This window comes from Vibrio pacinii DSM 19139 (assembly GCF_000711795.1).
Taxonomy (GTDB): Bacteria; Pseudomonadota; Gammaproteobacteria; order Enterobacterales; family Vibrionaceae; genus Vibrio; species Vibrio pacinii.
Window position 1 is genome coordinate 267,904 of the sequence record NZ_KL543977.1, and the last position, 25,966, is coordinate 293,869.

23 protein-coding genes and 1 tRNA gene are annotated in these 25,966 nt (G+C 45.1%); 16 read left to right on the plus strand and 8 right to left on the minus strand.

Features of this window, described 5'->3' with window-relative positions; genetic code table 11:
• Positions 1 to 160 precede the first annotated feature (160 nt).
• On the plus strand, positions 161 to 1,450 hold the full coding sequence (locus tag BS19_RS17815) for a citrate synthase (protein WP_038177175.1): 1,290 nt from the start codon (positions 161 to 163) through the stop codon (positions 1,448 to 1,450).
• Positions 1,451 to 1,565: 115 nt separating this feature from the next.
• On the opposite strand, the gene BS19_RS17820 is transcribed toward BS19_RS17815, so the two are convergent.
• Complete coding sequence (locus BS19_RS17820; protein WP_038177176.1) at positions 1,566 to 2,324, minus strand: Nif3-like dinuclear metal center hexameric protein; 759 nt, start codon at positions 2,322 to 2,324, stop codon at positions 1,566 to 1,568.
• Between the two features lie 125 nt (positions 2,325 to 2,449).
• On the opposite strand from BS19_RS17820, the gene BS19_RS17825 reads away from it, so the two are divergent.
• Positions 2,450 to 3,205 carry a DUF1853 family protein gene (locus BS19_RS17825; RefSeq protein ID WP_038177177.1) on the plus strand — a complete coding sequence of 252 codons (756 nt, stop codon included), beginning with the start codon at positions 2,450 to 2,452 and terminating at the stop codon, positions 3,203 to 3,205.
• A gap of 55 nt (positions 3,206 to 3,260) precedes the next feature.
• On the opposite strand, the gene pgm is transcribed toward BS19_RS17825, so the two are convergent.
• Entirely contained in the window at positions 3,261 to 4,907 is a 1,647-nt protein-coding gene (gene pgm, locus BS19_RS17830; protein WP_038177178.1) for a phosphoglucomutase (alpha-D-glucose-1,6-bisphosphate-dependent), read from the minus strand.
• Between the two features lie 87 nt (positions 4,908 to 4,994).
• Positions 4,995 to 5,534 carry a replication initiation negative regulator SeqA gene (gene seqA / locus BS19_RS17835; RefSeq protein WP_038177179.1) on the minus strand — a complete coding sequence of 180 codons (540 nt, stop codon included), beginning with the start codon at positions 5,532 to 5,534 and terminating at the stop codon, positions 4,995 to 4,997.
• Positions 5,535 to 5,627: 93 nt separating this feature from the next.
• On the opposite strand from seqA, the gene BS19_RS17840 reads away from it, so the two are divergent.
• From BS19_RS17840 to fldA, 3 genes are all read left to right on the plus strand, one after another.
• On the plus strand, positions 5,628 to 6,392 hold the full coding sequence (locus BS19_RS17840; protein WP_038177180.1) for an alpha/beta fold hydrolase: 765 nt from the start codon (positions 5,628 to 5,630) through the stop codon (positions 6,390 to 6,392).
• Between the two features lie 93 nt (positions 6,393 to 6,485).
• Entirely contained in the window at positions 6,486 to 6,707 is a 222-nt protein-coding gene (locus BS19_RS17845) for a DUF2788 domain-containing protein (protein ID WP_038177182.1), read from the plus strand.
• A gap of 42 nt (positions 6,708 to 6,749) precedes the next feature.
• Positions 6,750 to 7,283 (plus strand): flavodoxin FldA, encoded by a 534-nt coding sequence (fldA, locus tag BS19_RS17850; protein ID WP_038177183.1) that lies wholly within the window; start codon positions 6,750 to 6,752, stop codon positions 7,281 to 7,283.
• 37 nt (positions 7,284 to 7,320) lie between these two features.
• Here the strand turns inward: fldA and BS19_RS17855 are convergent, their stop codons facing one another.
• Positions 7,321 to 7,821 carry a DUF4442 domain-containing protein gene (locus tag BS19_RS17855; RefSeq protein ID WP_038177185.1) on the minus strand — a complete coding sequence of 167 codons (501 nt, stop codon included), beginning with the start codon at positions 7,819 to 7,821 and terminating at the stop codon, positions 7,321 to 7,323.
• 203 nt (positions 7,822 to 8,024) lie between these two features.
• Here BS19_RS17855 and fcrX point away from each other — a divergent pair, with 203 nt between their 5' ends.
• On the plus strand, positions 8,025 to 8,471 hold the full coding sequence (gene fcrX / locus BS19_RS17860) for a ferric iron uptake transcriptional regulator FcrX (RefSeq protein WP_038177186.1): 447 nt from the start codon (positions 8,025 to 8,027) through the stop codon (positions 8,469 to 8,471).
• A gap of 83 nt (positions 8,472 to 8,554) precedes the next feature.
• Here fcrX and glnS read toward each other — a convergent pair whose 3' ends face one another.
• Both glnS and nagE read right to left on the minus strand, forming a co-directional pair.
• Entirely contained in the window at positions 8,555 to 10,225 is a 1,671-nt protein-coding gene (gene glnS / locus BS19_RS17865) for a glutamine--tRNA ligase (protein ID WP_038177187.1), read from the minus strand.
• A 287-nt stretch (positions 10,226 to 10,512) separates the two neighbouring features.
• On the minus strand, positions 10,513 to 12,087 hold the full coding sequence (gene nagE / locus BS19_RS17870; protein ID WP_038177188.1) for an N-acetylglucosamine-specific PTS transporter subunit IIBC: 1,575 nt from the start codon (positions 12,085 to 12,087) through the stop codon (positions 10,513 to 10,515).
• Between the two features lie 480 nt (positions 12,088 to 12,567).
• Between nagE and nagA the strand changes: the two genes are divergently transcribed.
• The 6 genes from nagA (at position 12,568) to BS19_RS17900 (ending at position 21,250) form a co-directional block, all read left to right on the plus strand.
• Positions 12,568 to 13,704, plus strand: coding sequence for an N-acetylglucosamine-6-phosphate deacetylase (nagA, locus tag BS19_RS17875; RefSeq protein WP_038177191.1), 1,137 nt, complete (start codon positions 12,568 to 12,570; stop codon positions 13,702 to 13,704).
• Between the two features lie 2 nt (positions 13,705 to 13,706).
• Complete coding sequence (gene nagC, locus BS19_RS17880; protein WP_038177196.1) at positions 13,707 to 14,921, plus strand: DNA-binding transcriptional regulator NagC; 1,215 nt, start codon at positions 13,707 to 13,709, stop codon at positions 14,919 to 14,921.
• 85 nt (positions 14,922 to 15,006) lie between these two features.
• Positions 15,007 to 16,590: a cation:proton antiporter family protein gene (locus BS19_RS17885; RefSeq protein WP_038177197.1), complete on the plus strand. Its 1,584-nt coding sequence runs from the start codon at positions 15,007 to 15,009 to the stop codon at positions 16,588 to 16,590.
• A gap of 214 nt (positions 16,591 to 16,804) precedes the next feature.
• Complete coding sequence (gene asnB / locus BS19_RS17890) at positions 16,805 to 18,469, plus strand: asparagine synthase B (protein ID WP_038177198.1); 1,665 nt, start codon at positions 16,805 to 16,807, stop codon at positions 18,467 to 18,469.
• A gap of 251 nt (positions 18,470 to 18,720) precedes the next feature.
• A complete protein-coding gene (locus tag BS19_RS17895) occupies positions 18,721 to 20,112 on the plus strand; it encodes a peptide MFS transporter (protein ID WP_038177199.1) in 1,392 nt (463 codons plus the stop codon).
• 268 nt (positions 20,113 to 20,380) lie between these two features.
• A complete protein-coding gene (locus BS19_RS17900) occupies positions 20,381 to 21,250 on the plus strand; it encodes a TraB/GumN family protein (protein ID WP_038177200.1) in 870 nt (289 codons plus the stop codon).
• Between the two features lie 377 nt (positions 21,251 to 21,627).
• On the opposite strand, the gene BS19_RS17905 is transcribed toward BS19_RS17900, so the two are convergent.
• Positions 21,628 to 21,704, minus strand: a tRNA-Pro gene (locus BS19_RS17905).
• Between the two features lie 358 nt (positions 21,705 to 22,062).
• On the opposite strand from BS19_RS17905, the gene BS19_RS20060 reads away from it, so the two are divergent.
• The 3 genes from BS19_RS20060 to rluF all read left to right on the plus strand — a co-directional run bounded on the left by BS19_RS20060 (position 22,063) and on the right by rluF (position 24,060).
• Complete coding sequence (locus BS19_RS20060; RefSeq protein ID WP_038177201.1) at positions 22,063 to 22,203, plus strand: DUF3149 domain-containing protein; 141 nt, start codon at positions 22,063 to 22,065, stop codon at positions 22,201 to 22,203.
• Positions 22,204 to 22,360: 157 nt separating this feature from the next.
• The gene (gene smrA / locus BS19_RS17915; RefSeq protein WP_038177202.1) at positions 22,361 to 22,942 is read left to right on the plus strand and encodes a DNA endonuclease SmrA; all 582 of its coding nucleotides are present in this window, start codon (positions 22,361 to 22,363) and stop codon (positions 22,940 to 22,942) included.
• 95 nt (positions 22,943 to 23,037) lie between these two features.
• Entirely contained in the window at positions 23,038 to 24,060 is a 1,023-nt protein-coding gene (gene rluF / locus BS19_RS17920) for a 23S rRNA pseudouridine(2604) synthase RluF (RefSeq protein WP_038177203.1), read from the plus strand.
• Between the two features lie 60 nt (positions 24,061 to 24,120).
• Here rluF and upp read toward each other — a convergent pair whose 3' ends face one another.
• Positions 24,121 to 24,747 carry a uracil phosphoribosyltransferase gene (upp, locus tag BS19_RS17925; RefSeq protein ID WP_038177204.1) on the minus strand — a complete coding sequence of 209 codons (627 nt, stop codon included), beginning with the start codon at positions 24,745 to 24,747 and terminating at the stop codon, positions 24,121 to 24,123.
• A 177-nt stretch (positions 24,748 to 24,924) separates the two neighbouring features.
• Between upp and purM the strand changes: the two genes are divergently transcribed.
• Positions 24,925 to 25,965, plus strand: coding sequence for a phosphoribosylformylglycinamidine cyclo-ligase (gene purM, locus BS19_RS17930; RefSeq protein WP_038177205.1), 1,041 nt, complete (start codon positions 24,925 to 24,927; stop codon positions 25,963 to 25,965).
• Position 25,966: the final 1 nt, after the last annotated feature.

Consider the following 25,966-nt stretch of genomic DNA (forward strand, 5'->3'; position numbering starts at 1 on the left):
AATTTTTGCTACACAGACCAGATTTTTAACCTTATACGTTCAAAAAACCATAACAAGTGCACACATCGGAGGAGAAAAATTGACTTTGATAACGAACACACGTACAAAAATGTCACACAAACATCCTGGACGGATTAAATAATAAACAAAGGAGATTGTTATGGCAGATAAGAAAGCTACCCTTCATGTCGAAGGTCAAGCGCCTATCGAGCTGCCGATTATGGAAGGTGCGCTAGGTACCCCTGTAATTGATGTTCGTAAACTGGGAGCAAATGGTTACTTTACGTTTGACCCAGGTTTTCTTGCCACTGCATCCTGTGAATCTCAAATCACCTATATCGATGGCGGCAAAGGGATTCTTTTGCACCGCGGTTACCCTATTGATCAGCTAGCGAACAACGCTGATTATTTAGAAGTATGTTATATCCTTCTTTATGGTGAAGCCCCAACACGTGAACAATACGAGAAATTTAAGACAACCGTCACTCGTCACACTATGGTCCATGAGCAAATTGCCAGTTTCTTCCACGGTTTCCGCCGTGATGCTCACCCTATGGCCGTTATGTGTGGTGTCGTTGGCGCTCTTGCAGCGTTCTATCACGATTCACTCGACATTAATAACGACACTCACCGCGAGATTACCGCATACCGACTACTGTCGAAAATGCCAACGCTTGCCGCGATGTGTTACAAATATTCTATCGGTCAGCCGTTTATCTACCCACGCAATGATCTAAGCTACGCAGAAAACTTCCTACACATGATGTTCGCTAATCCATGTGAAGAATATGAAGTGAATCCTGTCGTCGCACGTGCGATGGATAAGATTTTCACTCTACATGCAGACCACGAACAAAACGCATCCACCTCTACCGTGCGTCTTGCAGGTTCTTCAGGCGCTAACCCATTCGCATGTATCGCAGCGGGTATCGCGTCACTTTGGGGCCCTGCTCACGGCGGCGCTAACGAAGCATGTTTGAAGATGCTAGAAGAGATTGGCAGCGTTGAAAACATTCCTGAGTACGTTGAACGTGCGAAAGACAAAGACGATCCATTCCGCCTGATGGGCTTTGGTCACCGTGTCTACAAGAACTACGATCCGCGCGCGACAGTGATGCGCGAAACGTGTCACGATGTACTTAAAGAACTCAATATCCAAGACCCACTGCTTGACGTTGCAATGGAGCTAGAGCGGATTGCATTATCAGACGAATACTTCGTGTCGAAGAAACTCTACCCTAACGTAGATTTCTACTCAGGTATCATCTTGAAAGCGATTGGTATTCCGGTTTCAATGTTTACCGTAATCTTTGCCTTATCACGTACTATTGGCTGGATTGCACACTGGAACGAAATGCATAGCGACCCACTTAACCGTATCGGTCGCCCTCGTCAGCTTTATACTGGTGAAGCTCAACGTGAATTTTCGCCAATGCATGAGCGTGAGTAACTAGAAGCTAGAAGCTAGAAGCTAGAAGCTAGAAAGAATAAGGGTTGATGTATAAGCATCAACCCTTTGTTTTTATATCAAATTGACAATGTAGGTACCAAATAGCATTGCTGATTTAAACCGGGTTATCAATATCGATAAACTCAACCTCTAGACCATGTTCACTGGCCAACCATTCCCCCAACGCTTTTACCCCATAACGCTCGGTAGCGTGATGACCAGCGGCAAAATAGTGAATGGCTTGCTCTCGAGCTGAATAGGTCGTACGTTCTGAAATTTCACCCGAAATAAAGGCATCAAGGCCATGTTTTACTGCCAACTCTATGTAGTCTTGACCGCCACCAGTGCACCAACCGACCGTTTCGATCAACTTATCCGCATTGTCTGGCGCAATATGCAGTGGTGCTCGATTGAGCACACGATTGATTTTGGCGCTTAACTCAGCGCCTGTGATTGGTTTGTCTAGTCGGCCATACATGGCAACAGATTGAGGATGCCCTTCTAAACCACCTTCAACTTGGATATCCAGTAAACGAGCCAGTTGCGCGTTGTTACCCAACTGTGGGTGGATATCAAGCGGCAAATGATAACCGAACAAATTGAGATCGTTTTTGATTAACGTGCGAATGCGTTGACCTTTCATACCGCGAATCGGCTCAGGTTCACCTTTCCAGAAGTAACCATGGTGAACTAGCAGCGCGTCAGCGTTAAGTTCAACGGCTTTATCAATCAACGCTTGTGAAGCCGTCACACCAGTAACAATACGCTTAATCGTTGGTTTACCTTCAACCTGTAAGCCATTCGGTGCGTAGTCTTTAATCAACTGAGGCGATAGTTTCTCATTTAATATTTTTTCTAATTGTAAGATGTTCATTTTAGCTTCCAATCACTTATGAGCGTCTCGCTCTTTGATTCTATGTCGCAAAGTGTATTCCAACCATAGCAGTGATGCTAGGGTCTGGTTACAATAGTGATAACTGGTTTTACTAAGGTAAAAGGATGAGCCCTTACCAACGCTTCTATCACTGGATCGCAACCACACCCCCTCTATTCGAGTGCATTGCCCCGTTTGAGTCTCTACAAAAGCTGGCGTTTTCCCCTACCGACACCAGCGACTACTCCGGAAACCCAAGGCTTGGCTTTCTCTATCAGCATTTATGTACCGAGCTGCTCACCAATACCTCGAGCTATTCTGTTGAACTAGAAGAAGTGCAAATCAATAAAGACAACGGTCAGACCTTAGGGGCGATCGACTTGATCCTCAATAACCATCAAACTCGCCGCCAAGAACATTGGGAAGTCGCGATAAAGTTCTACCTGCTTCATCAAGGAACCTGGTTCGGACCTAACGCACATGATCAGCTCGACAAAAAGCTTAAGCGGATGTTAACCCACCAACTTAAAATGAGCACCACACCCGAGTTCTTAGCTCAGTATCCACAACTAACGGGGTTATCTGAACACCTGTTGCTGCAAGGCAGACTCTATACCAACCCGTTTTCACCAGAACCTGTCCCAGACAAGTGTTTAGGTCTCAAACTCAACCAAAGTCAGATTTCAGGCCATTGGTGTTATCAACATCAGTGGGAGCAAATTGGCGAACCACTATACGAGCTCGATAAACCTTTGTGGGCGATAGGACAGACTGAGATCGGTAACCCCGTCGAAAAACCCAATGGTCGCTTTATTCACGCACAGACCGCAAGTGGCCAGTTTTGGTTTGTGGTGCCAGATAGTTGGCCGGGAAAGACATAAAAACCACAAGGGCCGACACATGGTCAGCCCTTGAAATTATTATAAGTGAACGGTATTAAAGACCTGCGGCTGCAAATACTTGATTAACGATCTCTTGCGCTTCAGCTTCAATCTGCTTCAAGTGCTCCGCACCTTTAAAGCTTTCACAGTAGATCTTATAGATATCTTCGGTACCTGAAGGTCGAGCGGCGAACCAGCCGTTTTGTGTTGTCACCTTAAGGCCACCAATCGCGGCCCCATTACCTGGAGCATGCGTTAAGCGCGCCGTGATCGCCTCACCGGCAAGGGTTTGCGCCGTCACCATATCAGCAGAAAGCTTTTTCAATACCTCTTTCTGCGCGCCATTAGCCACCGCCTGAATACGATTGTACTCAGACGCACCATGTTTGGCCGCCAACTCTTCGTAGTACTGTTGCGGATTCTTACCAGTGACAGCGGTAATTTCAGCCGCAAGTAGGCAAAGCAAGATACCGTCTTTATCCGTAGACCAAGGCGTGCCATCTTTACGCAGGAACGACGCCCCTGCACTCTCTTCGCCACCAAAGCCAAACTTGCCTTGATAGAGTCCATCGACAAACCATTTAAAACCAACCGGAACTTCACAAAGCTCACGACCAAGGTCGGCGACCACACGGTCAATTAACGCACTCGATACCAGTGTTTTACCGACGGCAACCTCTTTGCCCCAACCTTGGCGATGACGGTACAAGTAATCAATGCACACAGCCAAGAAGTGATTCGGGTTCATTAACCCTTTTGGTGTCACAATGCCGTGGCGATCGTAATCAGGGTCATTACCAAACGCTAAATCGTATTGGTCTTTTAGCGCCAGTAGACCAGCCATCGCATAAGGAGACGAGCAGTCCATACGCACGACGCCGTCCTTGTCGAGAGACATAAATTGGAATGATGGGTCAATCGCTTCACTGACAAGCGTCAAATCTAAATGGTAAGCTGCGCCAATCTGACGCCAGTAATCAATGCCACTGCCTCCGAGCGGATCGACGCCCAGTTTCAAGTTCGCTTTCTGAATCGCTTCCATATCAATGACGTTAACCAGATCATCAACATACGGTTTAACCAAATCCATTTCAACGAATAGCTCACTGGCCTTTGCCTGGTCGAGCGGCATGCGTTTGACACCCACTAAACCGGCTGCGATCAACGCATTGGCACGATCTTGAATCGCTTCTGTCAGCTCACCTTCTGCCGGACCACCATGCGTTGGATTGTATTTAATCCCCCCATCTTGCGGCGGATTGTGCGACGGTGTTATCACAATCCCATCGGCCTTCGCATCATGTTGCAAGTTGTAAGTCAAAATAGCGTGCGAAATCCCTGGCGTTGGTGTGTAGCCATTGTTTTGTTGAACAATCACGGTCACGCCATTCGCAATCAAGACTTCAACCACGGTTGAAAAAGCAGGCTCTGAGAGTGCGTGGGTATCTTTGCCAACAAATAGCGGCCCTGTAGTGCCCTTTTCAGCACGAACTTCTGCCACCGCCTGAGCAATCGCTAAAATATGATGCTCATTAAAGGTCGACTTATCTGAGCTACCACGGTGTCCAGAAGTACCAAATTCAACTTTATACTCTAACTTGGTTGGATTTGGTTGGAGAAGGAAGTAATTAGAAACTAGGGCTGGAATATTATGAAGATCTTGTTGCTGAGCTTTTTGTCCCGCTCGTGGGTGCATCGCCATGTTGACATCCTTTCTTAAATTACAAAAACAAAAAACCTCATAATACGATAATCAAATCACGCATTATGAGGTTTCAATCAGAATTATTTAAATTGAGTTCGTCACTTTCTCAATTAAATCTGCTGGGAAATTCATTCTTGCCATCAACTGATCAACCATCTGTCTTTTACGACTGGTATTGTTATTGGTGATTACCCAGAAAGGTGAAGCAGGAATAGCCTTTGGCTTGGTGGTGTTGCCATTCGCTAGCAAAATTTGCTCGTTGTCAGCGAAGTAAACGCGTTTACGACCTTTCACTTGAGTCGCTTCAGAAAAGCTATTTGGGTCAATGCGATGCAGCGTGGATAAAACCAACATAAAGCGATCAATCGCTTTCTTAAGACCAGCAAATTCATCGGAAATCAGTAACGAACGCATTTCCTTAACGCCGTCGAACGTTTCTTCTTTTATTGCGTCTTTACTCACCACCACACCTTTAGCTTGTGTCATCTCCTGCGGCTGAGCAACTGGGGCAGGTGCGTCTGTCATCAATAAACGACGCAAAATGTCCGAGGCACTTTCACCAATATGCTGGGTTTGACTTGCGATGTAACGGTATAGATCCTCATCAACCTCAATTGTTTTCATTCGCTTTTCACAATCTCTATGTTTAAACTCTGAGGGATTATAGCGAGATCTTTAAAGAGACTCTACGGTTAACCTGTCACGAATAAAATAAAAATGTCACAACTGCTCAACTATAAAGAAGAAGGTCAGGGTCGACCTATCATTCTGATCCATGGATTATTTGGTAATTTGGACAACCTTGGCCTACTTGCTCGCGATCTTAAAGCCGATCACCGCGTGATCAGCTTAGATCTTCGCAATCATGGCGCATCGTTCCATTCGCCGCAACACGACTACGCCTCGATGGCTCTGGATGTACAACGGCTACTTAAACACCTCGAACTTACCGACACCATAGTGATTGGTCACTCGATGGGGGGCAAAGTTGCAATGAAATTAGCTGAGATTGCAGGTGAGCAGATCGGCAAATTATTAGTGTTGGACATGGCACCTGTGAAATACAGCCAAAGCCGCCATGATAATGTATTTGATGGCCTGCATGCGGTCATCGAGCGCAAGCCAAGCAGCCGTAAAGATGCGCTCGAGATGTTGGCCGAGCACATTGAACTTGAAGGTGTGCGCCAATTTCTCAGTAAATCGCTCTATAACTCAGGTCAACACTTAGCGTGGCGATTTAATGTCGAGAGCTTAGCTAAAAACTACTGGAATATTCTCGACTGGCAACCGATAAAAGCGACTGCCATTGAGACCCTGTTCATCAAAGGAGGCGATTCTGACTACCTAACTGCAGAGCACCAACCAGAGGTTCAAAAGCAGTTTAGTCGCGCCAAAGCGCACGTCATTGCCAATACGGGTCATTGGTTACACGCCGAAAAACCCGCGGAAGTACTGCGTGCGATCCGTAAATTCATTGCGTAAAACAGAATGAGATATCCGTAGTGCTCTGATCGTTAACTTTATCTAGCAACAATGGTATAGTTCGGCCCAAGTAATTTGGCACAAAGGGATTGCATGCTTTACGACTACATGAATATGCTCGAGTCTATCGGTCTCGATCTACTTTTTGCGTCTATCTTTTTCTTAATAGGGATGGCGATAAAAGATGTATTAAAAGCGGGAAATGTCCCCCCTTTCGGTCGTCGCATTGTGTGGTTAGTCCTATTCCTAGGCTGCGCTGGATTTATTGCCAAAGGCATTATTCAGATGAGCTGGGAAGGTGGTGGCATAGGCTGACGCGCCACAGTCACAACATAATTGAGTAAAGGTAACGAATTTATGGCAAGTGTAGGCATCTTCTTTGGTAGCGATACAGGTAATACTGAAGCTGTAGCAAAGATGATTCAAAAGCAACTGGGTAAACAACTGGTTCACGTTCAAGATATTGCCAAAAGCAGCAAAGAAGATATCGACAACTTTGATCTTCTGCTACTTGGCATCCCGACTTGGTATTACGGTGAAGCACAATGTGACTGGGATGATTTCTTCCCTGAGCTTGAGCAAATCGACTTTTCGACCAAGCTAGTGGCAATTTTTGGTTGTGGTGATCAAGAAGACTACGCAGAGTACTTCTGTGACGCAATGGGTACTGTACGCGATATCGTTGAAGCGAAAGGCGGTACAATCCTAGGTTACACATCAACCGAAGGCTATGAATTCGAAGCTTCTAAAGGTCTGGTTGAAAGTGATGATAGCCAGTTCGTTGGTCTATGTATCGATGAAGACCGTCAACCAGAACTCACCGAAGAACGCGTGAAAAACTGGTGTAAGCAAATTTATGATGAGATGTGTCTAGCTGAACTAGAAGGCTAATGCCTCATCGATTAAAAACCTCCGCTGGGAGGTTTTTTTATGCCGTTTGTTGCTGTTCTTCTTCTCTAAACTGCGGTTTTTTGCGCACATACAATTTACGCTGCACTTCGGAAACTACGCTGCCGTGTTTATCTTTGACATAGATAATAAATTCAGGGAAACACTTATCTCCTTCGGCGGTTTTGGCCAAGATATCTTGCAATTGATCTTGAGTGACACAGAACTCGGCATACAAGTCACTTTGTCCTGGCTTGATAAAGTTAATACTTGCCTCTTTATCCCACACGTAATAGCGCTCACCTAGTATCCCCATTAGCATTAACGAGTACACGGGATCTGTGAGTGAGAAAATGCTTCCTCCATATTGGGTTCGATTGGCATTTTTATTCCACCAACGTAGCTTAAGCTGCATTTTCACTTGACGAAAATCATCACTAATCGAAAGGATTTTGATTCCTGAGCCCCAAAATGGTGGCCACGAATTGAGCGCAAACTTAACCACGCCAGGCTTGTAGACTTTTGCCAATGATTTATTCATCGTTCATTCCTAAAGATGATTTACTCAATAAATGTTGCATAATTGTAACTGGTCGGATGTCGTTTATCAGTGACCTCACACTAGTTTATAAAAAAAGAGTAGTAACCCCTTGAAGTTCGTGGTTTATTGTTAGTAGCTACTGCCCTATAATGATAGCAATATTGAATTCTGTTAATTACTGCAGATCATCAACAGGAAAGTATATGTCAGACAATAACCAAGCGCTAAAGGATGCTGGTCTTAAGGTTACTCTACCAAGACTCAAGATTTTAGAAGTACTACAGCAACCAGAATGCCAACATATTAGCGCTGAAGATTTATATAAGAAGCTGATTGATCTAGGAGAAGAGATCGGTCTTGCTACCGTTTACCGTGTCTTAAACCAATTTGATGACGCCGGTATCGTGACACGCCATCACTTTGAAGGTGGTAAGTCAGTATTCGAACTATCAACTCAGCACCATCATGACCACCTTGTCTGCCTAGATTGTGGTGAGGTCATTGAGTTTTCAGACGACGTAATTGAAGAGCGTCAAAAAGAGATCGCGGCAAGATACAACGTAACTCTAACCAACCATAGCCTCTATTTGTACGGCAAGTGTATTGATGGTAGTTGTAAAAACGATCCTAACGCTCACAAAGCAAGATAATAAAAAAGGCGCTCATCAGCGCCTTTTTTGACTAGTTTGATCGAATAAATGCCAGCTCAACGCTGGCATTTATCTTTTTAACGTTATTTAGACTCGATTTTAGCCCAAGTATCACGTAGACCAACCGTGCGGTTGAAGACTAATGCTTGTGGCTTAGAATCTTTACCATCAGCACAGAAATAGCCCATACGCTCAAACTGATAGCCTTTTTCCGCTTGCGCGCTGGCTAAACTCGGTTCTACATAACCCTTAACTGCGAGCAGCGATTCTGGGTTAATCGTGTCGGCAAAGTTATCTGCTGCCGCTGGATTTGGCACAGTAAACAGACGATCATAGAGACGAATTTCTGCCGGTAGACCTTTATCAGCCGATACCCAGTGAATCACGCCTTTTACTTTACGACCATCTTCTGGGTTCTTGCCCAAAGTGTCAGCATCGTAACTACAGAAGATCGTTGTGATGTTGCCTTGGTCGTCTTTCTCGATACGCTCAGCTTTAATCACATACGCACCACGAAGACGTACTTCTTTACCTAGAACAAGGCGTTTGTATTTCTTGTTTGCTTCTTCACGGAAATCTTCACGCTCGATCCATACTTCGCGAGTGAACGGAACTTGACGCTCACCCATCTCAGGCTTATTCGGATGATTAGCAACCGTTAGCGTTTCAACACTATCTTGAGCAAAGTTTTCAATCACAACTTTGACCGGATCTAGCACAGCCATAGCGCGAGGAGCGTTTTCGTTCAAGTCATCACGAATGCACGATTCTAATGAACTAAACTCGATCATGTTCTCTTGCTTGGTGACACCAATTCGCTTACAAAACTCACGAATAGACGCCGGTGTGAAACCACGACGACGAAGACCTGAAATGGTCGGCATACGTGGATCATCCCAACCATTAACCAAATTTTCAGTCACGAGTTGGTTTAGCTTGCGCTTTGACATCACGGTATATTCAAGATTCAGGCGGCTAAACTCGTATTGACGAGGCTGGCAGTCAATCGTGATATTTTCTAACACCCAGTCGTACAAACGGCGGTTATCTTGGAACTCTAGAGTACACAGTGAGTGTGTAATCCCTTCAAGTGCATCCGAAATACAATGAGTAAAGTCGTACATAGGATAAATGCACCACTTGTCACCGGTTTGATGGTGAGTTGCAAAACGCACACGGTAGATCACAGGATCACGCATCACCATGAACGAAGAGCTCATATCAACCTTAGCGCGCAAACACGCTTTGCCCTCTTCAAATCCACCATCACGCATTTTTTCAAATAGTGCGAGGTTTTCTTCAGGCGTACGATCGCGATATGGGCTTGGTTTGCCCGGTTGTGTCAACGTACCACGGTATTCGCGGATCTGCTCTGGACTTAGCTCTTCAACGTACGCTAAGCCTTTGTTAATTAATTCCACTGCATAGCCGTACAACTTATCGAAGTAGTTTGATGAGTAACAGATCTCACCATCCCATTCGAAGCCTAACCAGCTTACATCATTCTTAATTGACTCAACGTATTCAACGTCTTCTTTTTCTGGGTTTGTGTCATCAAAACGAAGGTTACACTTACCCTGATAGTCCTGAGCAATACCAAAGTTCAAGCAAATTGACTTAGCGTGACCAATGTGTAGATAGCCGTTTGGCTCTGGGGGGAAACGAGTATGCACGCTTGTGTGTTTACCATCCGCTAGATCTTTATCGATGATTTGGCGAATGAAATTCGATGGACGAGCTTCAGCTTCACTCATCTATAGCACCTCAATTATTTTAGTATTGTCAGATAAATTCCGCTCTGAGGGCGTTAAAAATGCTCAGAGCACATAGCGACTAATGATCCACAATTCTTTAGTAATACACAACTACAACCGCACGTTAAAGCGTAAATAATCCATCAATTACTATGATAAGGCGCAAAACTAACTCGACTAAGCCTCTCCAGCGAATGCTGCAACCAATTTATGCAAAGTTTTACCACTAAAAATAACAAAGCCTCCCGAAGGAGGCTTTGGTGACTACCGAATTCGCAATGAAACGATTATGGTAGTTTTACATCAGACAGGTCATCGTTCGCACCAATGGCTTTCATTTCGCCAGCGACGATTTCTGCTAGAGGACCAAGGATAACTTGAAGGTTATTTTCACCCAGTTTCACTACCCCTTTAGCGCCAAGTTTCTTAAGTACCGCTTCATCAGCAACAGAGCGATCTTTAAGTGTTAGACGTAAGCGAGTGATACAAGCATCAATCGAAGTCAGGTTATCATGACCACCAAGAGCTTTAAGGTATTGACGCGCTAGGTCGCCTTTCTTCGCGTCAGCAGCTGGGGCTACAGATGTCTCTTCGTCATCATCTTCACGGCCTGGCGATTTCAAGTTGAAAGCGCGGATTGCGAAGGTAAAGGTGAAGAAGTATAGAGCACCAAATGCTAGACCGATAATAAGTAGCGTAACTGGTTTAGTTGCTAGACCCCAGTTCAATACGAAGTCGATAAGACCTGCAGAGAAACCAAAGCCGTGTAGCGTACCAAACATGTTAGCAACCACTAGAGCAAGACCTGTAAATACCGCGTGCATCGCGTATAGGGCTGGAGCTAGGAATACAAACATGAATTCTAGCGGCTCTGTGATACCTGTTAGGAATGAACAGAAAGCCACTGAGAACAATGCGCCACCAACTTGGCTGCGTTTTTCAGCAGGCGCTGCTAGGTACATTGCAAGAGCGGCACCTGGTAGACCAAACATCATCACAGGGAAGAAGCCGTTCATGAATACGCCAGCAGATTTATCACCACCGAAGTAACGGTGTAAGTCGCCAGATTTAACAGTTTCAGTCACTTCTTTTACAGTCGCAGTGATTTCTGGGTTCACAGCGTTAGCGAATTCAAATGTATGAGTTTGACCAGCAACTAATGTCTTCGCTAGTGCAGGGTCTACACACAATTGTTGAAGTGCAGGAAGTGCATTACCCGCCGCTTGCGCGCCAGTGACTAGAACTTCTTGACAGGTACCCATACCGAACCAGAAATATGAGTTCAGAACGTGGTGAAGGCCGACAGGGATAAGCGCACGGTTTAGCGTACCATAAACAAACTGACCAACAGAGCCAGACGTTGATACTGCATGTGCAAGTGCATCAAGGCCACCTTGGATAGAAGGCCAAACCACACCAGCTATCGCACCAGCTACTAACGCAAACAGACCGGCCATAATAGGAACGAGACGTTTGCCAGAGAAGAATGCGAGCCACTCAGGAAGACGAGTTGCATGGAAAGCATTGTAAGAGTGACCAGCAATGATACCAGCGATGATACCGCCAAAGAATGACATGTTGATGTCAGCGTTAATTGTTGTTGCTGTGGCGGTTAATACAAAGTAAGCAACCGCACCGGCTAGGCCAGCAGCACCTTGACCGTCTTTAGAAAGACCAATCGCGATACCAAGACCAAACAGAAGTGGAAGTTCACCGAAGATCGCACCACCAGCTTGCGCCATAAATGGAATGTCAAGCAAGTCGCCTTGACCTAAACGTAGTAAGAGCGCCGCAACGGGAAGCGTTGCAATAGGTAGCATAAGAGCTTTACCTAACTTCTGCGCATATCCGAGAATATTCACCTTAAGTTCCCCCTATAGGATTTTTTGTAGTTTGCAGAGCTACTTTTTTTAGTCGCTCAATTTAGTCCTGTTCAGTTTATGACATTAATTTTGCTCCGCAAATTAAAACCTTATCATTTGTGATCATAATCACCAGAAATGGCCAATATTCAAGGTTTTTGCTAGCGAGATCATAAAACTTATTTTACAATACAAAAAAATAGCAATATATCAGTCAAATTCGCGTTACTCTTGTCCTATATACAAGAGCCTTTAACGTTGTTAGCCAAGGTATTACATGACAATATAAGTCATCAGTAATTCATTTACCAAGCTTACAGCTATTGGGTTTTATAACGATTTTTTACGACTTTTTTTTTCGTTTGCTAGCAATATTTTGCGATCTAATTGATGCTTACAAATAAAGTACATTAATGTTACTTAAATGCTTCAGTTAGATGACTAAAAGTATTATGAATCTAATATAAGGATTAGCTAACCATGTATGCGCTAACTAACTGTAAAATATATACTGGTAGTGATGTTCTCAGCGAGCACGCTATCATCATCAATAACGGCCTTATCGATGCGATTTGCCCACAATCTGAGCTGTCAGATGACGTTGAGACTCGTGACCTAAATGGCGCAAATGTAAGTCCTGGCTTTATCGACCTACAGTTAAATGGTTGTGGTGGTGTCATGCTTAATGATGAAATCACCGCAGAAACCATGCACATCATGCATCAAGCAAATCTTAAATCTGGCTGTACCAGTTTTTTACCGACTTTAATTACCTCTTCTGATGACGATATGCGCCAAGCCGTCACGGCTGCGCGTGACTATCACAGTAAATACCAAAATCAATCGCTGGGTTTGCATCTTGAAGGTCCCTACCTCAACGTGATGAAGAAAGGTATCCATAGTGTCGATTACATCCGCCCATCCGATGACAGTATGATTGACTTCATCTGTGACAATGCCGATGTGATCGCTAAAGTTACCCTAGCGCCTGAACACAATGATCAAGCACATATCGCGCGCTTAAAAGCGGCAGGTATTGTAGTATCGATTGGCCACACTAATGCGACATACACAGAAGCGCGTAAAGGCTTTGAAGCGGGCATCACTTTTGCCACGCACTTATTCAACGCTATGACGCCAATGGTAGGTCGTGAACCGGGTGTGGTTGGTGCCATTTACGATACCTCCGATGTCTATGCGGGTATCATCGCCGATGGCTTCCACGTCGACTATGCCAATATCAGAATTGCGCACAAAATTAAGGGCGAAAAATTAGTATTAGTGACCGATGCCACAGCTCCTGCAGGCGCTGACATGGATTACTTTATTTTTGTTGGTAAGAAAGTATATTACCGAGAGGGTAAGTGTGTTGATGAAAATGGCACACTAGGCGGCTCAGCCCTCACTATGATAGAGGCAGTACAAAACACTGTCGAGCACGTCGGTATCGCTCTGGACGAAGCACTCCGCATGGCTACTTTGTATCCTGCGAAAGCAATCGGTGTTGACCACCAACTTGGCCGTGTTAAGAAAGGCTTAGTTGCAAACCTCACTGTTTTTGATCGTGACTTCAACGTCCAAGCGACTGTTGTTAACGGACAATACGAGCAAAATTAAGCATGAATGGCGGACAAATAGGTAACGTAGATTTAGTAAAACAACTAAATAGTGCAGCAGTGTACAGACTGATCGATCAACAAGGTCCAATTTCAAGGATTCAAGTTGCCGACGTCAGTCAACTGGCTCCTGCCAGTGTTACAAAAATCACCCGCCAACTACTTGAGCGCGGCCTAATTAAAGAAGTCGCGCAACAAGCATCAACGGGCGGTCGACGTGCTATTTCACTTACGACCGAAGTTGAGCCGTTTCATTCGGTTGCTATCCGTATTGGTCGTGATTACATTCAGTTCAGTCTATACGACTTGGGCGGCAAAGCGCTGGCTGAAGATTACACTGAATTTTTCTATACCACTCAAGAAGAGCTGGTTGACGGTCTCCTGTCGCAACTCAAACACTTTATTCACGCCAACCAAACCATGATCAACCAGTTAATCGCGATCGGAATCTCGCTACCTGGTTTGGTTAATCCCGAAACGGGTGTGGTTGAGTACATGCCAAATATCTCGATTGATAATCTTGAACTGGCAGACATTATCCAAAAAAGTTTCCACGTCGAGTGTTTTGTTGGTAATGACGTACGCGGCATGGCGTTAGCTGAACACTATTTCGGTGCTAGCAAAGATTGCCAAGATTCTATTTTAGTCAGTGTTCACCGTGGTACGGGAGCAGGGATTATCGTCAATGGTCAGGTATTTCTTGGTTTTAATCGCAACGTTGGTGAAATCGGCCATATCCAAATCGATCCACTTGGCGAGCAATGTCAATGTGGTAACTTTGGGTGCCTTGAAACCGTTGCCGCTAACCCCGCCATTATCGAGCGCGTCAATAAACTGATCAACCAAGGGTACCAGTCGACTTTATCCGAATTAGACACTATTAGCATTGCAGATGTCTGTGAGCACGCCAATCTCGGTGATGAGCTCGCCAAACAGAGCCTTGTGCGCGTTGGCAACCAACTTGGTAAAGCGATAGCGATTACGATTAACTTATTCAATCCACAAAAAGTCGTCATCGCTGGTGATATTACTCAATGTGAAGATATTCTCTTCCCTGCTATTCGCCGTAATGTTGAAAATCAATCACTCACGACCTTCCACAGTGGCTTACCTATCGTCGCTTCAAAGATCGATAAGCAACCGACTCTTGGCGCTTTTGCCATGATTAAGCGTGCTATGCTCAATGGTGTTTTGTTACAAAAATTGTTAGAAGATTAATCTTCTTAACCAGTAAGCAACTAATTGAGTTAGAATAACGGGCTACACATGTGGCCCGTTTTTTGTAGGACGAAACATCATCAATATGGAACTGATCTTAATTTCAGCGGCATTTCTCGCTGGTTTCATCGCACTTAAATGCAACCTTCCGCCACTGGTTGGCTTCCTATTGGCAGGCTTTGGTTTACATGCCGTCGGATTGCAAACCAACCAGACCATCATCACGTTAGCCGATCTCGGTGTCACCCTGCTGCTGTTCACTATCGGTTTGAAGCTTGATATCAAGACCTTGTTGTCTAAAGAGATTTGGGCAGGCGCGACCTTACACAACCTGCTTTCGACGATACTCTTTAGTGCCGTCCTGATGTGCTTCAAGTTCTTAGGGGTCAGTTCACTGGCAGCGATGTCGATTGATCAAGTGGTGCTACTTAGCTTCGCCCTCTCCTTCTCAAGCACGGTATTTGCCGTTAAGTCACTGCAAGAAAAAGGCGAACTGAACGCCACTTACGGTACCATCGCTATCGGTATTTTGGTCATGCAAGATATCTTTGCCGTGGTATTCTTAACCGCCTCAACGGGCAAATTACCTGAATGGTACGCGATCGGTTTATTCGCCTTGCCATTAGTGCGCCCACTACTGTACAAATTGCTCGACTGGGTTGGCCACGGGGAAATGTTAGTATTACTAGGCATTTTCTTTGCTCTAGTGGTTGGCGCGGGGTTATTTGAGCTTGTGGGCATGAAACCCGATCTTGGCGCCCTAATCCTCGGAATGTTGTTAGCGGCTCATAAAAAAGCCTCGGAGCTCTCCAAATCTTTATTTAATCTCAAAGAACTCTTTTTGGTCTGCTTCTTCTTAAATATTGGTTTATCCGCCCAGCCAACTCTGTCTGGTTTTGCCATGGCACTGCTGTTTTTACTATTGCTACCAATCAAGGGCGTGCTCTATTTCGCTGTGCTCAACGGATTTAAATTCCGCGTTCGCACTTCTCTATTAGCTTCATTAAGTCTGTTTAACTTCAGCGAGTTTGGCTTAATTGTCGGTGGTCTAGCATTTAAAATGGGGTGGATGAGTGGCGATATCTTGGTCGCTCTTGCAATGGCGGTATCCATTTCCTTTATCGTCTCGGCCCCGCTTAACCGTCACGGACATGCGCTTTATCAACGTTCTGGCCGTTGGCTACGAGAGCATGCCGCAGAGAAGCTCAATACGCGCGATCAGTTAATCAACCCAGGTCATGCTCAAGTACTCATTTTAGGTATGGGTCGAATAGGAACTGGCGCTTATGACGAGCTACGACATCGTTATGGAAAAATCAGCTTGGGTATTGAAGTACGCGAAGATGCAGCGCACGAACACAAAGCGCTCGGGCGTAATGTGATTGCTGGCGATGCAACCGACCCAGACTTCTGGGAGCGAATTTTAGATACCGCGAATGTTAAGTTGGTTTTATTAGCAATGCCACATCACCAAGGTAACCAGATCGCATTGCAACAGTTAAAGAGCCGAAACTTCCAAGGCCAAATTGCCGCTATTGCTGAATATCCAGATCAAATGGATACGTTAATTGAAGGAGGTGTCGACGCCGCCTTTAACATTTATCGTGAGGCAGGTAGTGGTTTTGCTCGCCATGTTTGCGACCAACTGCAACCGAAGTTTTCTAAATAGTCACTTTTCTTTAGGTAGCGTTTCGCTACCTTTTTTACCAAAGTGAACAAAAAAAGAACACAACCTAGCTTTCATTCATTAAAATAGCCATTTTGATAAATAATATTTAATGACTAGGCCTTTCTTTAATTCTTTTTATTAATTACGGTTGATTTTTTTAATCAGAATGGCAAATTGAACTCAACAGATTGATATTTATTTAAAGGGAAGTGGTATGTGTTCGATTTTCGGTATTCTTGACATAAAGAGCGATGCTGAGGCATTGCGACCTGTTGCGTTAGAAATGTCTAAGATGCTTCGCCATCGTGGCCCAGACTGGTCAGGCATTTATTCATCTCAGAAAGCGATCCTCGCACACGAACGCTTAGCCATTGTTGGTCTTAATAGTGGTGCCCAGCCTTTATACAGCCCCGATAAAAAACACATCCTTGCGGTTAACGGCGAAATTTACAACCATAAAGAGCTGCGTGCGCGTTACGAAGGCAAATACGACTTCCAAACTGATTCTGACTGTGAAGTGATTCTTGCACTTTATCAAGAGATGGGTGCCGACCTACTTGAAGAGCTCAACGGTATCTTTGCTTTCGTGCTTTATGACGAAGAGAAAGATCAATACTTAGTTGGTCGTGACCACATCGGCATAATCCCGCTTTATCAAGGCCATGATGAGCATGGTAACTACTATGTTGCATCAGAGATGAAGGCACTGGTACCAGTTTGTAAAACAGTCAGCGAGTTTCCTCCTGGCAGCTACCTCAGCTCAACGGATGGCAAACCACAACGTTACTATATCCGCGATTGGAATGAGTACGCCGCTGTTCAAGGTAACAGTACCAGCAAAGAAGAGTTGACCGAGGCACTAGAAGCGGCGGTTAAACGCCAACTAATGACCGATGTTCCATACGGCGTCTTATTGTCTGGAGGCCTAGATTCGTCAATTACCTCTGCCGTTGCTAAACGTTTTGCAGCGATGCGAATTGAAGATGATGAGCAATCAGAAGCATGGTGGCCACAGTTGCACTCGTTTGCTGTTGGTTTAGAGGGCGCGCCGGATCTAAAAGCGGCCCGTGAAGTCGCAGACCAAATTGGTACCGTTCACCACGAAATGACTTACACCATCCAAGAAGGTCTTGATGCCATTCGTGACGTGATTTATCACATCGAAACGTACGATGTCACTACCATTCGCGCCTCAACGCCAATGTTCCTAATGGGACGTAAGATCAAAGCAATGGGCATCAAAATGGTTCTTTCTGGTGAAGGCGCTGACGAAATCTTCGGTGGCTATCTCTACTTCCATAAAGCACCAAATGCCAAAGAATTCCACGAAGAGACGGTACGCAAATTACTCGCACTCAACATGTTTGACTGTGCTCGCGCTAATAAATCATTGGCAGCATGGGGTGTCGAAGGTCGTGTACCTTTCCTAGACAAAGAATTTATTGATGTAGCAATGCGTCTAAACCCTGAAGATAAAATGTGTGGCAACGGCAAGATGGAAAAACATATCCTGCGTGAATGTTTTGAACATTACTTGCCAGAATCTATCGCATGGCGTCAAAAAGAGCAGTTCTCTGACGGTGTAGGCTACAACTGGATTGATACCTTAAAAGAAGTTGCAGAAGCAAAAGTGACGGATCAACAGATGGAAACTGCGCAATTCCGTTTCCCATACAACACACCAACAACCAAAGAGGGTTACGCGTACCGTGAGATCTTCGAAGAGTTGTTCCCGCTACCATCAGCGGCCGAGTGTGTTCCTGGAGGCCCATCTGTAGCTTGCTCATCAGCAAAAGCGATTGAGTGGGACGAGTCATTCAAGAACATGGCCGATCCATCAGGTCGTGCCGTTAAGAGTGTTCATAACGACGCTTATTAACATGGTTAAATAACCAAGATTGCAAGAGGTGCCAGTGGCGCCTCTTTTTTTGCCCACAGACCGCTCTTTTTTGCAAACTTAGTTTGTAGCACGCCACTTATCTGATTACATAAATAACTTCCCTACTCTTTTCAGACAGTTATACGCAATTTATTTAAAGAGCTAAATTTTGCCACCATTGCAGTTAATTACTCTAAGTAGTATATCTAATTACATATAAAAAACTTTAATTGACAACATTAATAAAACTTATGGCAAACCAACAACATCAAATCTTAGGCCATCCTCGCGGTCTATTTCTCTTATTCGGTACAGAACTCTGGGAGCGCTTCTCGTATTATGCAATGCGAGCGATCTTGGTTCTTTATCTCACTGACACCACACTTAACGGCGGCTTAGGCTGGACAACCAAAGAGGCACTCGATCTCTACGGTATCTATACCGGTTTGGTTTATATCACGCCAATGCTCGGTGGATGGCTGGCTGACAACTATCTTGGTCAACGCCGTTCGATCATGATTGGTGGTGCTCTGATGGCCATTGGTCAGTTTACCTTGGCATTACCGGCAGATATGCTCGGCTTGGGCACTGTACATAGTTTTTACCTTGGTTTGGCTCTGCTAATAACAGGTAATGGTCTTTTTAAACCGAACATCTCGACTATGGTGGGTGACTTATACTCAGAAGGTGACAACCGCCGCGATGGTGCCTTTACGATTTTCTATATGGGGATCAATATTGGTGCGCTACTCGCTGGCGTGGTGGCAGGCTCAGCGACCGATTCGTTTGGTTGGAAAGCCGGTTTTGCCGTCGCCGGTATCGGTATGATTATCAGCCTGATCATGCAAATGACGCTTGCTAAGTCTTGGTTAGGTGATATCGGTGTGGTTCCAGCAGCGACACTCGCTCGAGAAAAGCAGCAATCGGCTGACAAGCAACCGTTAACCAAGCAAGAAGTCGATCGCTTAAAAGTCGTGTTACTAATGGGCTTATTTGTGATCGTGTTCTGGGCCGGTTTCGAACAAGCAGGCGGCCTAATGAACATTTACACTCAGCAATACACTGACCGTATGATCGGTGGCTTTGAGGTTCCTGCGGCTTGGTTTCAATCACTTAACCCATTCTTTATTATCACACTCGCGCCAGTACTAGCAGCGCTGTGGGTAAAACTGGGGCCTAAAGAACCGAACTCTCCGGTTAAGTTTGCCTTGGCTCTGTTTTTCCTCGCTCTCGGTTTCTTATGTATGATTGGTGCAGTGCTTGAGCAAGGTGGTGACACTGGCGTAAAAACATCAATGCTATGGCTTGTTGGCGCCTTTTTCTTCCATACCCTTGGTGAACTGTGCTTATCGCCTATCGGTTTATCGCTCGTGACTAAGCTAGCACCGCTTCGCCTAGCATCGCTTATGATGGGTGCATGGTTTGGCTTCAACGCGATTGCTAACTATGTCGCAGGCCTGATTGGTTCACACGTTGGCGAACTAGGAGCACTGCCTATCTTCGGTGGTATTGCCATCGCGGCCACGGTATCTGGTGTGATTCTATTGATGTTCTCAAACACACTAGTTGGTTGGATGCACGGTGCAGAAACACCGATTTCCAACTCACAGCAGATAGAAGAGCAACAAGTCCAGGTTGCTTAACTGCCATAATAATTGCCGATTTGCTAAAAAAAACGCCCGAACATCATTGTCGGGCGTTGTTTTAGACACATGAGAGCTAGCTGACATCCGTCACGCGGCTTGATCTGGTTGAAAAAATGTTCACTAAAGATCACATTTCAAATTCAGGTAGCATAGAATCAAAAGGCCTAATGGGTAATTAAACCTACTCAAAATCACGAAATCATCTTCGTCAAAATCCGTTGAAATAAGGCGATTCAACGTTTTTACACAAATCAGAGGAAGCCTTATGCGTAGACTTATCACCAGTTGCCTGTTACTGCTTTTTGCGCAATCGTCTCACGCAGAGCCTCTCTACTGGCAGGTACAAAAAGGAGGATTGAAATACATTGTCATCGGTTCAGTACACGTCGGTGATGAAAGCATGTACCCACTGCCACAACCTGTATTCAATAACCTTAAAAATAGTCGAGGTCTGATTGTCGAAACTGACATCAGAGAAAACCGTGGGGTAGTTTATCCGCAAGTGACCATCTCCACTCAAGATGTCCTTAACCAGGCCCAGCAGAAAAACATTCTTGGGCTGGCCAATTTGCTTGAGCTTAACGGCAAAGACTTACTGAAGATGCCTCCTTGGGCAGCCGCTCTAACCATTCAGATGCGGCAAATTGATTATCTCGGTTATTCCGCAGCGGATGGGGTCGATTCTCGATTGATGTATAAAGCGGCTCTTTGGGATGTTCCCACTCTAAGTCTGGAATCGGTGCAATTTCAAATTGACTTGTTAACGGGTCAATCGCAAGCAGGTAAAGAGATGTTGGTCAGTATTCTTGATGAGTTTGATCATTCAGAAGACGCGATGCGTTGTTTGATTACCAGCTGGAAAAGCGGTGATATCGAAAAGCTCAACGAATTTGCCAGCCTAACCAAGATGTCACCTGAATTTGAGCACGCGTTTCTAACAACACGAAATGTCGATTGGGCAAAAAAATTATCAGATCCACAATGGCTACCCGAGCAAACAGGCACTTACGTGGTCGTTGTCGGTACTTTACATCTTATTGGTCAACAAAGTGTCTTAGCGCTATTGGCCGCAGACGGCTTCAAGGTGAAGCAATTATCTAACAGCGAACCAGCCCGCTGTGAATTCAAGTTTTGATCACTAAGTCAACTTATAGTTATACGTAGCCTATTAATCTACGTTTACGTGACCTATTAATCTACATAGCCCTGAAACGACGAAAGCCTGCTTTGTGCAAGCAGGCTTTCTAAATATGGTCGCTGAAGAGACATTCCTGAACATCAGACGAACCCCACTCGGGTTCGGGGTCATTATACGTAGCCTATTAATCTACATAACCCTGAAACGACGAAAGCCTGCTTTGTGTAAGCAGGCTTTCTAAATATGGTCGCTGAAGAGACATTCCTGAACATCAGACGAACCCCACTCGGGTTCGGGGTCATATACGTAGCCTATTAATCTACATAGCCCTGAAACGACGAAAGCCTGCTTTGTGTAAGCAGGCTTTCTAAATATGGTCGGTGAAGAGGGATTCGAACCCCCGACCCTCTGGTCCCAAACCAGATGCGCTACCAAGCTGCGCTATTCACCGACATGTTGACTACAGGATTGACGTTAATTAGAGGTTAGCCTCTGATCCGCTATTCCTAAACCTCACAGCACGTTACTAAGTACGCGCTTTACTGAGATGTTTAACTGAGGAGTTTTCCTCGTCAACGGATGGGTATATTACGGATTCTCAATTTGAACGCAAGCCATTTTAGATAACTTTTTTTAACTTTAAGTTCGTTTGACTAAAACATCATCGACGGGCGACAAAGTGTGAGCAAAAACACACCACCACACACAAAGTCGCAACTTAATAACAACATTTGATCCAGATCAGTGTTGCATATTTAACCTGAGATTACTTTAACCCCTGTCATCTCACTTTGTCTGACGGAGGAATTATGGACTTTTGGCTTGATCTCCTATTTGGTAATGCGGTAGGTCTGTCTTCGATGATTGTGATCTTGAGTGCCCTAGGTCTTATGCTGTTCTACGGCGGTTTCATCGTTTACAAAGTGATGAACGACAAATCTCCTCACTAGAATCGCTTAGCCCTATTCTGAGAATAGATATTCGCTATGCACCGAAGTAGATACTTTTTCTGCTTCGGTTTTTTCTTTTTGTTACTTCCTCTCTTGATCACTCCCTTGGTCTATTAGGTATAATAGCAGTATTGTATTTCTACTCTGATATGACGTTATGTCTGACGATGATGACTTCGCGCTATTCCAAGCAATGATGGGCGACGTAAAGCCTATCGAGCAAAATACTGCCGAACACCAAAAACAGCACCAAGTCACCGAGGCGCAATTAGCTAAACGTGAAGCGGCTATTTGGCTTACCGACCATGATCCAGAGTATTTATCGCTCGACCATGCAACGATGCTAAAACCCGACGACATGATTGAATTTAAACGCGATGGTGTTCAAGAAGGTGTCTACCGGAAACTGCGTTTGGGAAAATACCCCATTCAAGCACGCCTAGACCTGCATAGGAAAACGCTCAAAGAGGCGCGTGACGAAGTACTTAAATTCCTTAAGCAGTGTATGAGAATGGACATTCGCACTGTGGTGATCGTTCATGGTCGTGGTGAGCGTTCAAATCCACCAGCATTGATGAAAAGTTATGTCGCTCAATGGCTAATGCAAATTCGCGATGTGCAATGTGTTCATAGTGCCCAGCGGTTCCATGGCGGAACCGGAGCGGTTTACGTCATGCTACGTAAAAGTGCCGATATGAAACTCGAAACACGCGAACGACATCAAAAGCGCTTGGGATAATTCAACCAGCAGTGCTAAACTTACTTTTGCAGCCTAAGGGGCTGCTTTTTCTTTTTCTAACGCCGTTGTGAAACGTAACTTAAGGCAACAATAACATGTCACAAGATTCCGCTAAGCGCTTAAATAAATTCATCAGTGAAACTGGCTTTTGTTCACGCCGAGAGGCCGACAAATTAATCGAACAAGGTCGCGTCACTATTAACGGCCAAGTGCCTGAAATGGGAACCAAAGTGGTACCTGGTGATGATGTCTGCATTGATGGCAAACCAGTCAGCAATAAAGAGAAGCTCATCTACATTGCACTGAACAAACCAACCGGTATCACCTGTACTACCGAGCGCGATATCGCGGGTAATATCGTCGATTTTATTGGCCATCAAAAACGCATCTTCCCTATTGGTCGTCTCGACAAACCTTCTGATGGTCTAATCTTTCTGACCAATGATGGCGATATCGTCAATAAAATTTTACGTGCAGGTAACAACCACGAAAAAGAGTATGTGGTTCGTGTTGATAAACCGATCAGCGATGACTTTATTAAGAAAATGGGGAATGGGGTCAATATCCTCGATACGGTGACGCTGCCTTGCAAAGTGAGCAAAGAGACCAAATACTCATTTCGCATTGTGCTGACTCAGGGGTTAAACCGTCAGATCCGTCGGATGTGCGAGGCCCTGGGTTATGAAGTGTTCAAGCTGCGCCGAGTTCGCATCATGAACATCACCTTAGATGGCATTCCCAACGGCCAATGGCGCTACTTGAGTGACAACGAAGTTGCCGAGATTCTGGCGATGTGCGAAGGTTCGGTGAGCACCGAAGAAGCCTCTAAGATCAATGCTAAAGGGCAACGAATTCGTCGAGCCACCGATGCTAAATTGTTTGACAGTCGTGAAGAAAACCACGATTCAAAAGCACGCCGTAACCAACAACAGCGAACCTTTAAAGGTCAAAATGCTGATGAGTTCCGCCACGCCCCAAACTCAAAAAAAGGTCGCAGTGGAGAAGCAAAAAGCAAACCAAACACTGGTAAAAGCTTTTTTAAGTCTGACACAAATAAAGCGCCATCACGTCCAACCAACAAACCACGCAGTGGCGGGACGTTAAGTTTAAAAAAATAGCCGTGATGCTTAAAACGAAAAAGGGAGCCGAGGCTCCCTTTTTTAATCAATTCGGTTAAATTACTGAGTACCGAAGATCTTATCACCTGCGTCACCAAGACCAGGAACAATGTAGCCTTTATCGTTCAGCTTCTCATCAATAGCTGCCGTGTATAGCTCAACATCTGGGTGCGCTTTTTCGAGTGCTTCAATACCTTCTGGCGCAGCAACTAACACTAACACCTTGATTGACTGACACCCTTGCTCTTTTAGCAAGTCGATGGTTGCGATCATCGAGCCACCCGTAGCAAGCATTGGGTCAACAACTAACGCAATACGTTCATCAATGTTTGACGCTAATTTGTTGAAGTAAGGCACTGGCTCAAGTGTCTCTTCATCACGGTAAATACCAACAACACTGATACGTGCACTTGGCATATGCTCAAGTACGCCGTCCATCATGCCAAGACCTGCACGCAGAATAGGGACAACCGTTACTTTCTTACCTTTAATTTGGTCAACTTGTACCGGACCATTCCAACCTTCAATGGTTACTTTTTCCGTTTCAAAGTCCGCTGTTGCTTCATAAGTTAGCAGGCTACCGACTTCAGTAGCGAGCTCACGAAAGCGCTTAGTGCTGATGTCACCTTCTCTCATTAGACCAAGTTTGTGCTTAACAAGAGGATGTTTTACTTCAACAACTTTCATTTCGATCTCCGGATCTAAGGTAAAATTTTATTAAACTTGCAGATTATAAACGATTTCGTCAAAAAATTCTGCTTCTATCGGCAACAAAAAAAGTTGCGCAAACGTTTGCTCTTTGTCTTTAACCACTGTTAGAATAGCGCCGTTTTCATATCCAACTTTAAAACAGAGGACTTCCCTGTGAGTGCTGATAACACATCTCTTAGCTATAAAGACGCTGGCGTTGATATCGATGCAGGCAACGCGCTTGTTGACCGTATAAAAGGTGCTGTAAAACGTACACGTCGCCCTGAAGTAATGGGTGGTATTGGTGGCTTTGGCGCGCTCTGCGAACTGCCAACTAAATATAAGCAACCTGTGCTGGTCTCGGGCACCGACGGTGTAGGCACTAAACTGCGTCTTGCATTGGATATGAAAAAACACGACACCATAGGCATCGACCTTGTGGCGATGTGTGTTAACGATTTAATTGTTCAAGGCGGAGAGCCGCTGTTCTTCCTTGATTACTACGCCACTGGCAAACTTGACGTTGATACCGCAGCTGACGTGGTTTCTGGTATTGCTGACGGCTGTGTTCAGGCTGGCTGTGCACTTATTGGTGGTGAAACAGCAGAAATGCCGGGCATGTACGAAGGCGAAGACTACGACGTCGCTGGCTTTTGTGTCGGTGTGGTAGAGAAAGAGCAAATTATTGATGGTACTAAAGTAGCCGCGGGCGATGCGCTTATCGCTGTAGGTTCTAGCGGTCCACATTCAAATGGTTACTCGTTAATCCGTAAGATCCTTGAAGTTTCTGGCGCTGATAAAAACGAACTGTTAGCTGGCCGCACCATCGGTGAGCACTTACTAGAACCAACCCGCATTTATATAAAATCAGCCCTTAAAATGATTGCAGAGCACGATATCCACGCAATCTCGCACATTACTGGTGGTGGTTTTTGGGAAAACATTCCTCGCGTACTGCCACAAGGCACTAAAGCTGTCGTCGATGGAAACAGCTGGGAGTGGCCTGTCATTTTCAATTGGCTACAAGAGAAAGGCAACGTCACCACACACGAAATGTACCGCACCTTTAACTGTGGCGTTGGTCTTGTGATTGCCCTACCAAAAGATCAAGCAGATGCTGCCGTTGCACTATTAAAAGCGGAAGGTGAAAATGCATGGGTCATCGGCGAAATCGCAACAGCTCAAGCCGGCGAAGAACAAGTAGAGATCAAATAAG

Excerpts from the sequence above, each read along its gene's own strand:
- BS19_RS17815 (WP_038177175.1), top strand. The coding sequence starts at position 161 with ATGGCAGATAAGAAAGCTACCCTTCATGTCGAAGGTCAAGCGCCTATC.
- BS19_RS17820 (WP_038177176.1), bottom strand. The coding sequence starts at position 2,324 with ATGAACATCTTACAATTAGAAAAAATATTAAATGAGAAACTATCGCCT.
- BS19_RS17825 (WP_038177177.1), top strand. The coding sequence starts at position 2,450 with ATGAGCCCTTACCAACGCTTCTATCACTGGATCGCAACCACACCCCCT.
- pgm (WP_038177178.1), bottom strand. The coding sequence starts at position 4,907 with ATGGCGATGCACCCACGAGCGGGACAAAAAGCTCAGCAACAAGATCTT.
- seqA (WP_038177179.1), bottom strand. The coding sequence starts at position 5,534 with ATGAAAACAATTGAGGTTGATGAGGATCTATACCGTTACATCGCAAGT.
- BS19_RS17840 (WP_038177180.1), top strand. The coding sequence starts at position 5,628 with ATGTCACAACTGCTCAACTATAAAGAAGAAGGTCAGGGTCGACCTATC.
- BS19_RS17845 (WP_038177182.1), top strand. The coding sequence starts at position 6,486 with ATGCTTTACGACTACATGAATATGCTCGAGTCTATCGGTCTCGATCTA.
- fldA (WP_038177183.1), top strand. The coding sequence starts at position 6,750 with ATGGCAAGTGTAGGCATCTTCTTTGGTAGCGATACAGGTAATACTGAA.
- BS19_RS17855 (WP_038177185.1), bottom strand. The coding sequence starts at position 7,821 with ATGAATAAATCATTGGCAAAAGTCTACAAGCCTGGCGTGGTTAAGTTT.
- fcrX (WP_038177186.1), top strand. The coding sequence starts at position 8,025 with ATGTCAGACAATAACCAAGCGCTAAAGGATGCTGGTCTTAAGGTTACT.
- glnS (WP_038177187.1), bottom strand. The coding sequence starts at position 10,225 with ATGAGTGAAGCTGAAGCTCGTCCATCGAATTTCATTCGCCAAATCATC.
- nagA (WP_038177191.1), top strand. The coding sequence starts at position 12,568 with ATGTATGCGCTAACTAACTGTAAAATATATACTGGTAGTGATGTTCTC.
- nagC (WP_038177196.1), top strand. The coding sequence starts at position 13,707 with ATGAATGGCGGACAAATAGGTAACGTAGATTTAGTAAAACAACTAAAT.
- BS19_RS17885 (WP_038177197.1), top strand. The coding sequence starts at position 15,007 with ATGGAACTGATCTTAATTTCAGCGGCATTTCTCGCTGGTTTCATCGCA.
- asnB (WP_038177198.1), top strand. The coding sequence starts at position 16,805 with ATGTGTTCGATTTTCGGTATTCTTGACATAAAGAGCGATGCTGAGGCA.
- BS19_RS17895 (WP_038177199.1), top strand. The coding sequence starts at position 18,721 with ATGGCAAACCAACAACATCAAATCTTAGGCCATCCTCGCGGTCTATTT.
- BS19_RS17900 (WP_038177200.1), top strand. The coding sequence starts at position 20,381 with ATGCGTAGACTTATCACCAGTTGCCTGTTACTGCTTTTTGCGCAATCG.
- BS19_RS20060 (WP_038177201.1), top strand. The coding sequence starts at position 22,063 with ATGGACTTTTGGCTTGATCTCCTATTTGGTAATGCGGTAGGTCTGTCT.
- smrA (WP_038177202.1), top strand. The coding sequence starts at position 22,361 with ATGTCTGACGATGATGACTTCGCGCTATTCCAAGCAATGATGGGCGAC.
- rluF (WP_038177203.1), top strand. The coding sequence starts at position 23,038 with ATGTCACAAGATTCCGCTAAGCGCTTAAATAAATTCATCAGTGAAACT.
- upp (WP_038177204.1), bottom strand. The coding sequence starts at position 24,747 with ATGAAAGTTGTTGAAGTAAAACATCCTCTTGTTAAGCACAAACTTGGT.